Source organism: Mesorhizobium sp. M0019, from assembly GCF_040323975.1.
GTDB lineage: Bacteria > Pseudomonadota > Alphaproteobacteria > Rhizobiales > Rhizobiaceae > Mesorhizobium.
Window position 1 is genome coordinate 1 of sequence record NZ_JAMYVK010000094.1, and the last position, 10,423, is coordinate 10,423.

Genomic DNA, 10,423 nt, shown 5'->3' on the forward strand with positions numbered 1-10,423 from the left:
CGCCGGCGGGCGGCCCGGCGCCCGTAGCGCCGCCGGCGTAGCCCCCCGCGCAGGGCGGCCCCGGTTGCGCGCGCGGGGGGGGATCCGCGGCGGGCCGAACCGGCCAAGGCCATGCAGGAACGCCAGCGCCGCAGCGATCAGGATCGTCAGTGTCAGCGCCAGGAACGGCGGCTCGACCAGAAGCTTGGCCAGATCATACTTCCGCCCCGCGCCGTGCAGCGTCAGATCCAACATCACCGGGCCGTCGTCGGGCTGGAGCAAGGCAATCAGCCCAAGCGCGGCTGCTGCCTTTTCGGGATCCTTGAGGGCAGCGTTGTTGATCAGGTCGGGGTCAGTCAGGATATAGAACGGCTTGTCGTCTAGTTCGGTAAGCACAGCCTTGTCATTGCCGGCTGCGATGAGAGGGTACTTGTCGGCCACCCACTGCAATTCTTCGGGTGCGGCAACCATGTTGCCTTCGATGTCGAGTTGCTTTGCCGTGCTCTGGCCGGCACCGATCTTCGCATCGGCGATGCGGCCAAGCCATTCGTTCACCACCGAACCGGGCAATCGCCCGAATTTCATGTTCCAGCCTTCATGCCCCTGCAGCGGCAGGATCTGCCATTTGGGCAGCACGAAGAGTGTGTTCTGGTCCTGGCGAAGATTGAGGATGTGGTCGAGCGCTTCCGGATCGCTGTCGGACGAAATGGTGACGATCAGCAGCATGTCGGTGCCGAGATCGTCCTCGGTCCGCGCCATCAAGGGCGCTTCGCCGGTGAGCCGCAGCCATTCCGCCAGGCCGGCGTAGCCGACGCCGCTTTTCGACAGCGGCGTGGCGCCGCCGTTGCCGGGTTGCCGGAAATCGGGAGCATAGGTGGACAGCAGGAAAAAACCGGCCGCCGCAAGCAGGCTGGCGAAAATCCCCCAAAACAGTGTCTTTCGATTGAACGGCTCCTGTGCCTCGACCGCCGGTGCACTCACGTCCAGGCATCCCGGAAGGCGAAACGTTCATAGGCGCCGCGCGCCTGCCGCCAGCCTTCCGCGCCGACCGGCCGGCGCGCGAACAGCGCCGCCTCGACAATGCGGGCGATCTCGGTAAACGCATGGCGCGCCCTTCCCGGCAGGGAAGGGGCGCTGGCGATGTCGCGCGCGGTGAGCGACGGGCGCAGGAAGTCCGGCAGCCGGCCGGCGATATCGGCGACGCTGCGCCGAAGCAAAAGGTGAACCGCCTCGTCATAGTCGCCGCGTGCGGCCAGCGCATCCGCTTGCGACAACAGGATCTGCGCGGCGCCGGCGTCGGGGCGCCAGGCTTCTTCGTCTTCGACTTCGGGTCGAGCGCGCTGCCACGGCAGCCGCCAGGCGATGCCTTTCACCTCGAGGAAGACCAAAAGCAGGATGATTGCGACGCCCGATATCACCGCCCCCCAGAACAGATAGATCATGTAGGGACCGAGCCACGACAAAAAATCCTGCAGCGGTTTCAGCCACTCGGGCGGCTTCGGCGGCACATAGGCTGGCAGGTCGAACTGGATCGACTCATCGGCGATCAGCTGCTTGTGCAGATTGGTCAGCCGTTCGGCTTCCGCTGTGCCTGGCTGTGCCAACGCCACCCGCTCCCCTGCAACCTGTGGTTCCCGGCCGACACTGACAATGCAGAACAAGAATTGCAAGTGGGCTGGACGCCCACCGTTAATCTTGGCAGAATTACTATTAGGGCGCCGTGATACTGTTACGGCGAAACACGGGGGGAAATCATGGCTTCAACGACACTGGAACGGCCTGAGAAATTCGAGATCGGCAGGGTGTTCAACAACAGCTTCGCCGTGATCGGCCGCAACATCGGCTTGTGCCTTGGGCTCGCGCTGCTGTTTTCAGGCTTGCCGGCGATTATTCTTCGGCTGTGGAGCCAACCGCAAATAGATGCGGTTCTGCAGGGCGACCCCGGCGCCGCGGCCGATCCCTCGATGATGTTTCGGAATTCATGGTTTACGATTATTGCGGGATTGCTATCCTTCGTTTTCGCGCTGCTGCTCCAGTCGGCGCTGGTGCGGGCGACGATCGAGGACTTGAACGGCAAGCGGCCGACCTTTGGCGACTGCATTCAGATAGCCATCCGCAATTTGCTGCCGACCCTCGGTATTGGCCTGCTCGTCGGCCTGGGTGCGGGCCTGGCGTCGATAGCTTTGCTGGTTCCCGGCATCATCTTATGGCTCGGATGGTGCGTGGCGGTGCCGGTTCTGATCCAGGAGCGGCTTGGCGTGTTCGGTTCGATGTCGCGTAGCCGTGTCCTGACCAAGGGCAACCGCTGGCCGCTATTTGGCCTCTTCTTGATCCTGATGGTCATCGCGATGGTCATCCAGTGGGTGATGCTGGCAGTCATCGTCATGTTTGGCGGGATCATTGCCGATGTGGCGGCAGCCTTGGTGTCGACCGTACTGTCGATGGTGCTGTCGGTCGCCACGGCGGTCAGCTATGTCGAGCTGCGTCAGGTCAAGGAAGGCACCAGCGTCGAAGAACTGTCGCAAATCTTCTCGTAGCAAAGTCGCGCGGCTGCACCACGTCGGGACCGGCCTGAACATCAGGCGGGCCCGGCGAGCCGCGACAGCCGTTCGCCATGCTGCCGCCGGCGGGTCAATGTCGGCCAACACCGGGTCGCAATGACGGACCGGTCAAAACAGGTAGAGGTATATCGTGGCGTCAATAACGCTGGACCAGCCCAACAAATTTCGCATCGGCAGGGTTTTCGGCGCCAGTTTTGCGGTCATCGGCCGCAACCCCATGCTTTGCCTCGGACTTGCATTGCTGTTTTCGGGTTTCCCGACCCTTGTTTATGAGCTTTGGATGCAGGTGCCGCAGGCCGGCGTCGCCCGAGGGGATCCTGATGCCGCCCTCGGCGGCCTCCGCATGATGTCTCGTGATTCTCTGATTACGTTCGGCGTCGTGTTGATGTCCTTTGTCCTGGATCTGTTGCTTCAGTCTGCGCTGGTCCGGGCGACTATCGAGGATCTGAACGGCAAGCAGCCATCCATTGCCGACTGCATCAAGATAGCGATCGGCTGTTTTCTGCCAACGCTCGGCGTCGGGCTGCTGGTCGTCCTGGGCGCAGGATTGGGCTTGATCCTGCTCGTCATTCCCGGAATCATATTGTGGCTCCGGTGGCTGGTAGCGGTGCCGGTTCTGGTACAGGAACGGGTCGGCGTGTCTGGCTCCATGGCGCGCAGCGGTGAACTTACCAAAGGCAGCCGCTGGGCACTGTTCGGCCTGTTCTTCGTTCTGATCGTGGCCTCGGTGGCCATTCAGTTGGCACTTGAAAGTGCTGTCGAACCGTTGGGCGGCATAGTGCGAGCTGTAGTGGCGACTTTGGTGTCGACGATATCGTCAATGGTGACGTCGATTGCCACCGCGGTCAGCTATGTCGAGCTGCGTCAGGTCAAGGAAGGCACCAGCGTCGAAGAACTGTCGCAAATCTTCTCCTGAGGACGGTGGCCAGGCCGACCGTAGGCTCTCGCTTTGCGCTCACTCGGCCGAGCTCTTTCACGACTCCTTAGTCAGCTGTGCCGGCAAGACGGCCGCCAGCCGCTTCGCCCATTCCTCGATGCCGGAGCGGCCCGCCAGCAGGTCCTGCCTGATCTCGATGAGGATGGCGGGAATGTCGCGATCGTCGCCATGGACGGGTATGGCATAGTCGCCGTCACGGCTGATCACGTAGGGCTCGTTTGCCGCGGCGTTGAGCGCTCTGTCGGCGCGCAGGCCGGCAAGCACTGCCTGGCCGAAATCGACTGCCCGATCGTAAAGCACGCCGGCGTGCCAGGGCCGCGCAATGCCGAGGAAGACCGGCGTGAAGGAGTGGATCGTCGCGATCCGCGTCGGTCTGCCCTGCTTCGCCCGGTCGTCGAGGTGGGCGGCCACGCGGTCATGGAACGGCGCGAACATGACTTCGGCGCGCCGGCTTCGTTCCTCCGGATCGAGGCCGACATTGCCGGGGATGCCGGTGTCCTCCGATAGCACCGGAATGCTGCCGCTGGAACCAAGCGGCCGGTTGAGATCGATCAAAAGCCGCGAATAGGAGCTGAGGAAAGCCGGAGCATCGAGCAGCTTCGACAGAGCGCGGGTCACTTCGGCGGCGCCGATATCCCAGGCGATATGGCGCTGCAAATGGCTGCTGTCGAGATCGAGCCGCGCATACTCGGCCGGGATGTGATTTGACGCATGCTCGCATATCAGAACGATATCGGAACGCCCCGTTTCGTTGATTGCTTCGACCGCTGGAGGCCAACCTTCCGGTAGGATGGCGTTGGCAAGCGGCGCAGCCATCAATAGAGCGTCCGGTAGAGATCGCAGACCGCCACTGGGTCCAGACCGGCGAGGCGCTCGGTCTCATGCCGCTTGAGGCCGACAAAAGTCTCGACGAACACCGGCGCGAACCATCCGGTGACGGTCTTGTCGGCGACGAGCGCCTCGAGTGCCGCCGGCAGCGTTTCCGGCAGCCGCACGAGGCCAAGCTTGTTGCGCTCGGCAACGCTCATCTGCGTCGGGTCGCCAGAGACCAGCGGCGGCGTCGGCAGCTTGGCCTTCAACCCTTCCAGCCCGGCACGCACGATGGCCGCCAGCGACAGATAGGGATTGCCGGTGGCGTCGGCCGCCCGGTATTCGATGTTGTATTGCCGCGCGGGATCGCGCCCGCCGATCGTCACTGTCGGGCAGATGCGCAGACTGGCCTCGCGGTCGCGATCGGCAAGCCAGGTGTAGGACGAGCTCCAGCTATGCGGCTTCAGCCGGTAGTAGGACGACACACTCGCCGCCGTCATGGCGGTGATACCAGGCAGATGGCGTAGCACGCCGGCACAGAAGGAAGCGGCCTGGCTGGAAAGGCCGCCAGGCTGGGCCGGGTCGTAGGTCGCCGGTTTGCCGGCCTCGTCGACGAAACTGAAATGGATGTGGACGCCATTGCCGACGGCATCGGGAGCGGTTTTGGGCGCGAAGCTCGCTCGCCAGCCGGCACATCGCGCGACTTCGCGCGTGATCTCGCGGATGGCGACGGCCCGATCGGCGGCGGCAAGCGCATCGGCCGGCTCGCACGTCACCTCGAATTGGTCGGTCCCGAACTCGGCGATCACCACTTCGGGCGCGACGCCGGCTTCCGCCAGCGCCGCCATCAGATTGGCGGCAAACGGATCGGCGCGACGCAGTGCGGCCAACGACATCGAATGAGCCGGCCCAAAGTCGCCCTCGATATGGAATTCATGCTCGAAGGCGGCGATGACGGAAAGCCCGGCCACCGCCTTCAACTCCGCCAGCGCATCGCTCAGCATGGTCCGCGTACAGCCGACCCACGGGCTGCCGTCGAGTTCGACAATGTTGCCGGCGACCATGTCGAAGGGCGTCGCCGATCCGGTCAGCGCCGTGCGAAACCGCGCGTTGAGATCGGGAATGAGCCGCACGTCGCCGGACGAACCCCACGGATTGGGGTCGACGATCGAGTTGAACGGCGTCAGCGACAGATTGGCCTGCAGCCAGCCGACCCCGGTCGCCGCGATCTTCTGCAGCTTGCTTTCGACGACGGAGCGGCCGCGCGTAATCGCCGAAAGGTCGGTGGTGACGACGGCAACCAGCGGTTCGACGGCCGATGTCATGCAGCTTTTCCCAAGGCTTCGAAACGGGCCGTAACGGTGGTGGTATCGGCGACCCAGCAATAGCCGCCGAAGGCCTCGAGCGCGCCGTCATGACGCTCCTGCGAGGCGGCGGCGCAGGCATCCGATACGCAGGTGACGAGATAGCCGCGATCGGCGGCATCGCGCACCGCCATATCGACGCACTGGTCGGTCATGATGCCGGCGACGATCAGGTAACGCACGCCGAGATTCTTCAAGACATAGTCGATGTTGGTGGAGTTGAAGACGCCCGACGACGTCTTCGGCAGCATGATCTCGTCGCCGACCGGCGCCAGCGACGGCACCGGCAGGCCTTCCGGCCGGCTCGGCGCGATATGGATCGGCGTCAGCTTGTGGTCGAGCGAGCAGTCGCGGCCGTCTTCGGTCAGGCTTTGGATGATTGTATGGATCACCTCGACGCCGTTGGCGCGGGCGGCCGCCAGCATGCGCTCCTGGTTGGGGATCGTTCGCGACGCCGTCTGCAGGTAGAAATAGTGGTCGGGACCGCGCTCCGGATGCGCCGGATCGGCCCCGGGTTCCAGCCAGACCCGTTGCATGTCGACCAAAAGCAGCGCGGTTTCGCCGGCCCGGAACGGCTCGTTTCGTTTTGGCAATGCTCGCATCATGCTTGGGGGTCCTGCTTCGCTGATCAAAGTCTGGCTGATTTAGCTGGTTTTGGTCCAGGCGTCCTGCGTGCGGATGCACTTATTGGGATATTCGAAGTCGCTAATTTAAGGTAAGCTTTGTTTTCGGGCGTGGAGACGGGGGTCTCTGTCATGATCGATTCAGATGTGTTCGACTTTGTCGAACGCTGCAGGAAGCACACAGCTACCGGGCCGCTTCTGGGCGACTTGCTCGAAACCGTGCGAAATCTCGGCTTCTAGCACCTGATCCTGAGCGGCGTGCCGCTCGGTGGCCAGAAGCTTGCACCCATGGTTGAGCTGAATGGCTGGCCGGCCGGCTGGTTCGAGCGCTATGTCGAGGCCGAGCATGCCGCGGCTGATGGTGTTTGCATCTATTCGGCAAAGACTTTGAAGCCATTCCTCTGGTCCGAAGTCCCGGCAAAGTGGTCGGATACGGAGGGCTCACGACGCGTCGCCGGCGAGGCGACGGAGTTCGGCATCTGTAGCGGCTTCGCCGTGCCGATGCTCAGCGTTCATCATTGGCAATCCGTGCTGTCGTTTGCGTCTTCCGCGAAGTGCTGCGCCCTCTCGCCGCGCCATCAGGTGCAACTGGTGACGATGGCGGTCTATGCCGGCATGTCGATCCAGGCCTTGGCGAATGACGATGACGACGATGAAGGCCTGCTGACCGACCGGGAAAAAGAGGTGCTCTTGTGGGCCGCGGCCGGCAAGACCTCATCGGAGACATCCCAGATCCTGGGCCTTACCGAGCGCACGGTCAAATGGCACTCCACTCGAGCCAGGGAAGCTTTTGGCGTCGCCACGACCACGCAAGCGGTCGTCGAAGCAGTGCGTCGGCGCCTGATCCATCCCTAAAAACGCGTCAACTGTCCCATCGGACAGGTGACGTATATTAGCGCGACTGCAAATATCCCTGCGAGAAACGATCGGGGGATCGCGCCATGATAACGGCCCACGTAGTCAATGCGCATAACAAGCATCTCTACGAAAACGAATTCGACGAGTTTCTGCGCCGGCGGCACGACTTCTTCGTGCACCAGAAACATTGGCGCCCTCCGAGCCCGGACGGTCGCGAGCTGGACCAGTTCGATACCGACGCGGCGACTTACCTGCTCGGTATCGAAGATGGTCGCGTAGTGACTTCGGCTCGATTGATCCCAACGAGCGAGCCGCACATGGTCTCGGAGGTCTTTTCTCACATGTGCGAAAAATCGGGCGTCCCGAGGCGCCCCGATTGGGCCGAATGGACCCGCACATTCGTCGTTCCCGACAAACGCTCAACCGGGTTGCGGGGTACGCTGACGCAGCTGTGCTGCGCGGTGATGGAATACGCTCTCGACGAGGGCCTCGGCGCCGTCGGCGGCATCCAGGAAACCTACTTCATGCCGCACCACGGCGCCCTCAAATGGCGCGCCGAGCCGATGGGCATGGCCAGGGAAGAAAACGGCGAATGGTACATCGTCGCGTATATCGAGGTGAATGAGGCGGCGCTGGCGAGTGTGCGGAAGATACTTGGGATTGAGCATTCGTTGTTGGTTCGGTGCGGAACGCAAATACCGTTCCTCCTAGAAACCAGCGTGTCATTGGTCTGTAATCGGGTCTAAGTCTAATGGTTAACTGGGAGGGTAATTATGTCTGTCATTCTTGCGTCAGCCAGAATAAAGGAAGGTCAGCTCGCGGAACATTCGGCAAATGTGAAATGGGAAAACAATGTGTTATCATTTGAAATTGCAGAAAAGTACAAAGGGCATTTTGTGCCAATAGTATCTCACTGTCATAACGTTCCTCATGTAACGAGTAGCTATTGGATCAAGCAGGTTGGATCGGAATACATCGTCGTGATGCAGTCAGCTCAGGACACAAGTGGAAGGGTATTTCCGCCTACCGATTTCACGGCAGTCATAGTTTCCACCGTCTAGTGAAGGCGCCGCCACAGCTAGAGGCCTGTGAGCGGATTACGGTGACGGTGCACTATTTTCTTTTCGCCGCCTGCCTCGTTTTCCCGGGCTCACGGCCTTGCCGATTTCCTCGGCGATGCTCTCGGCCCACGGGCGCATCGAAAACCGCGACATCGGCGACGCGGCGATACTCGATGAGCAGTTCTTGTGGAACACATAGTCTTCGGACGTGAAAACACTTTGGCTCACCCGTACGGTGCTGGGGATGCGGCAGACCGGGAACACCGGCAAGGTGCACGTGCGGCGAGGGCGACATGGTAAAAAGTGCACTGTCACCGTAATTCTGATCTATACTCGGGACACCAGCTCGAATGCCTACGGCAAGGCGAAGGGCGGATGAAGCGCTTGATAGAGTTCTCTTTTTAGTCATGTGGCGATGTTAAGATGTTAGCCTCCGACCTAACGAAATTTATCGAGCAGGATCATCTGGCTCTGGATGCCTTCGTAAAGGGCGATCCTGAGCCCTTGAAAAACCTCTACTCGCGACAGGACGACGTCATTATTGCCAATCCCTTTGGCCCGCCGGCGAAGGGATGGAGAAAGGCCGCTGAGACCATGGAACGGGCCGCCACCAATTACCGGCACGGCAAGGCCATCGGATTTGAGCGCATCTCGGAGTATGCGACAGCCGACTTAGGATACATCATCGAGGTCGAGCGGTTCCAATCCAAGGTCGGTGGTGGCAACAAACTGGTGCCGATTGCGCTTCGAGTCACCACCATATTCCGGCGCGAGGAAGGCGCGTGGAGGATCGTCCTTCGTCATGCCGATCCGATAACCTCGGCACGCCCGCCGACGTCCATTGTCGGGGAGTAGAAGGGTTGCCGGAGAGGTTTTAGGAATTACGGTGACAGTCCGCTATTTTCTTTTCGCCGCGCGCCTCGTTCCGGGTTCTCACGGCTTTGCCGATTTGCCCGGCGATGCTCTCGGCCCACGGGTGCATCGAAAACCGCGACATCGGCGACGCGGCAATATTCGATGAGCAGTTCTTGTGGAACACATAGTCTTCGGACGTGAAAACACTTTGGCTCGCCGGTACGGTGCTGGGGGATGCCGCAGACCGGGAACGCGGGCAAGGTGCACAATGCGGCGGAGGCGACATGGTAAAAGTGCACTGTCACCGTAATTCATCCTTAGCGGTCAATTTCCCGCGTCGCATCAACAATCTAGGTCATTTTCGGTTTCGCTTTAGGCAGCGCGGCCAGCAAGAGCTGGTGCTGTTTCTTCTTTCTCTTCGACGTGAGGGCTCACCCATTCGTCGGTTATCACGCGGCTGGCCAAGGTGCCCGGCACCGCTTTTCTCAAGGCACGCAGCAAAAAGTATCTAACCCGCTCGGACAGTCAAGAGGTGTGGCAGGCAGGCCATGCGCAGCCAGCCGCAGCGAGCCGCCAAGACGCGCGAAGCACTTCGGCGGTGTAGGACAGCGGCACGCCAGAACGCGCGCAGGCCAGGCGTTGGCTTGCCCAATTGTGTTTTGACTATTTGGCTGAACGGGCGCGTAAAATATCAGGTTCGCCCGGTCGGGCGAACTAACTCAGGGAGGATGTTATGAAGATGAATCGACGTAATGCTCTCGCCCTTGGTGCCACCTCGTTGGCGGCCCCGCTATTGGTCGCAAAGCCCATTCCGGTAGCGGCCAAGACCTACGGTCCGACTGATGGCAAAGAGATTTTTCCCGGCGTTCGGCTCGTCGAACTGGGAACACGAGACTCCCATATCAAGGGGTACAAGAAAATTGCCATGGAAGACGTCGTCTACCAGCCAAAGGCAACTAGCCCGCTCGGGGATGTCATGGCCGACGATATGGTCTGCACGGTCACTGAAGGCGAGCTGCAGGTCACGGCCGGAGACATGCAGTTCACGGCCAAGGAGGGTGACGTATGGAGCTGCGGCAAGGGTAGCACGAAGGAGGCTGCTACGAACAACGGAACAGCGGTCGCAGTGATGCGGGTGATTAACCTGAAGGCTGCATAAAGTTACCCACACTCTGGCGACTGCAGACGCTCCAGCCGGCTTCGGCCGGCGGGCTTTTCCGGTGCGCCACGGCCTCGATGACCGGACATTTCTGCCGGCGCGCTGTGGCCAGCGCGGCGGCAGACTGAGGCCTTAGAGACCGTTTTGAAAATCGGCTGGCTATGGGTTCCGTCTGAGGCTTGGTTGTGATTCAAGCTTTAGATGTGGACAGAGCAG

General features: G+C 61.5%; 11 protein-coding genes and 1 pseudogene. 7 read left to right on the plus strand and 5 right to left on the minus strand.

Translation table 11 applies throughout. The features are described 5' to 3' along the window. On the minus strand, positions 1 to 960 hold a 960-nt coding region (locus NKK47_RS34050; protein WP_352579800.1), incomplete at its 3' end, for a DUF4350 domain-containing protein. After that, complete coding sequence (locus tag NKK47_RS34055; protein ID WP_352579801.1) at positions 957 to 1,589, minus strand: DUF4129 domain-containing protein; 633 nt, start codon at positions 1,587 to 1,589, stop codon at positions 957 to 959. The genes NKK47_RS34055 and NKK47_RS34050, both read right to left, overlap by 4 nt. 144 nt (positions 1,590 to 1,733) lie before the next feature. Between NKK47_RS34055 and NKK47_RS34060 the strand changes: the two genes are divergently transcribed. Next, on the plus strand, positions 1,734 to 2,516 hold the full coding sequence (locus NKK47_RS34060) for a hypothetical protein (RefSeq protein WP_352516778.1): 783 nt from the start codon (positions 1,734 to 1,736) through the stop codon (positions 2,514 to 2,516). Positions 2,517 to 2,670: 154 nt separating this feature from the next. Beyond that, the gene (locus NKK47_RS34065; RefSeq protein ID WP_352579802.1) at positions 2,671 to 3,456 is read left to right on the plus strand and encodes a hypothetical protein; all 786 of its coding nucleotides are present in this window, start codon (positions 2,671 to 2,673) and stop codon (positions 3,454 to 3,456) included. Between the two features lie 57 nt (positions 3,457 to 3,513). On the opposite strand, the gene NKK47_RS34070 is transcribed toward NKK47_RS34065, so the two are convergent. The 3 genes from NKK47_RS34070 to NKK47_RS34080 are packed head-to-tail and all read right to left on the minus strand — an operon-like array spanning position 3,514 to position 6,256. Further along, positions 3,514 to 4,293, minus strand: coding sequence for an N-formylglutamate amidohydrolase (locus NKK47_RS34070; protein WP_352579803.1), 780 nt, complete (start codon positions 4,291 to 4,293; stop codon positions 3,514 to 3,516). Then, complete coding sequence (locus NKK47_RS34075; protein WP_352579804.1) at positions 4,293 to 5,612, minus strand: type I glutamate--ammonia ligase; 1,320 nt, start codon at positions 5,610 to 5,612, stop codon at positions 4,293 to 4,295. The genes NKK47_RS34070 and NKK47_RS34075 overlap by 1 nt, the downstream gene beginning before the upstream one ends. Continuing rightward, complete coding sequence (locus tag NKK47_RS34080; RefSeq protein ID WP_352579805.1) at positions 5,609 to 6,256, minus strand: cysteine hydrolase family protein; 648 nt, start codon at positions 6,254 to 6,256, stop codon at positions 5,609 to 5,611. Before NKK47_RS34080 ends, NKK47_RS34075 begins: the two co-directional genes overlap by 4 nt. 150 nt (positions 6,257 to 6,406) lie before the next feature. Here NKK47_RS34080 and NKK47_RS34085 point away from each other — a divergent pair. The 5 genes and pseudogenes from NKK47_RS34085 (at position 6,407) to NKK47_RS34105 (ending at position 10,207) form a co-directional block, all read left to right on the plus strand. Beyond that, a pseudogene (locus NKK47_RS34085) lies at positions 6,407 to 7,129 on the plus strand (LuxR family transcriptional regulator). A gap of 86 nt (positions 7,130 to 7,215) precedes the next feature. Continuing rightward, entirely contained in the window at positions 7,216 to 7,878 is a 663-nt protein-coding gene (locus NKK47_RS34090; protein ID WP_023674441.1) for an acyl-homoserine-lactone synthase, read from the plus strand. A gap of 27 nt (positions 7,879 to 7,905) precedes the next feature. Next, a complete protein-coding gene (locus NKK47_RS34095; protein ID WP_210164202.1) occupies positions 7,906 to 8,193 on the plus strand; it encodes a hypothetical protein in 288 nt (95 codons plus the stop codon). A 423-nt stretch (positions 8,194 to 8,616) separates the two neighbouring features. Beyond that, positions 8,617 to 9,048, plus strand: a complete 432-nt coding sequence (locus NKK47_RS34100; RefSeq protein WP_023674442.1) for a YybH family protein — start codon at positions 8,617 to 8,619, stop codon at positions 9,046 to 9,048. Between the two features lie 733 nt (positions 9,049 to 9,781). Next, the gene (locus NKK47_RS34105; protein WP_023674443.1) at positions 9,782 to 10,207 is read left to right on the plus strand and encodes a hypothetical protein; all 426 of its coding nucleotides are present in this window, start codon (positions 9,782 to 9,784) and stop codon (positions 10,205 to 10,207) included. Positions 10,208 to 10,423 lie beyond the last annotated feature (216 nt).

Excerpts from the sequence above, each read along its gene's own strand:
- NKK47_RS34100 (WP_023674442.1), top strand. The coding sequence starts at position 8,617 with ATGTTAGCCTCCGACCTAACGAAATTTATCGAGCAGGATCATCTGGCT.
- NKK47_RS34090 (WP_023674441.1), top strand. The coding sequence starts at position 7,216 with ATGATAACGGCCCACGTAGTCAATGCGCATAACAAGCATCTCTACGAA.
- NKK47_RS34060 (WP_352516778.1), top strand. The coding sequence starts at position 1,734 with ATGGCTTCAACGACACTGGAACGGCCTGAGAAATTCGAGATCGGCAGG.
- NKK47_RS34070 (WP_352579803.1), bottom strand. The coding sequence starts at position 4,293 with ATGGCTGCGCCGCTTGCCAACGCCATCCTACCGGAAGGTTGGCCTCCA.
- NKK47_RS34075 (WP_352579804.1), bottom strand. The coding sequence starts at position 5,612 with ATGACATCGGCCGTCGAACCGCTGGTTGCCGTCGTCACCACCGACCTT.
- NKK47_RS34080 (WP_352579805.1), bottom strand. The coding sequence starts at position 6,256 with ATGATGCGAGCATTGCCAAAACGAAACGAGCCGTTCCGGGCCGGCGAA.
- NKK47_RS34095 (WP_210164202.1), top strand. The coding sequence starts at position 7,906 with ATGTCTGTCATTCTTGCGTCAGCCAGAATAAAGGAAGGTCAGCTCGCG.
- NKK47_RS34105 (WP_023674443.1), top strand. The coding sequence starts at position 9,782 with ATGAAGATGAATCGACGTAATGCTCTCGCCCTTGGTGCCACCTCGTTG.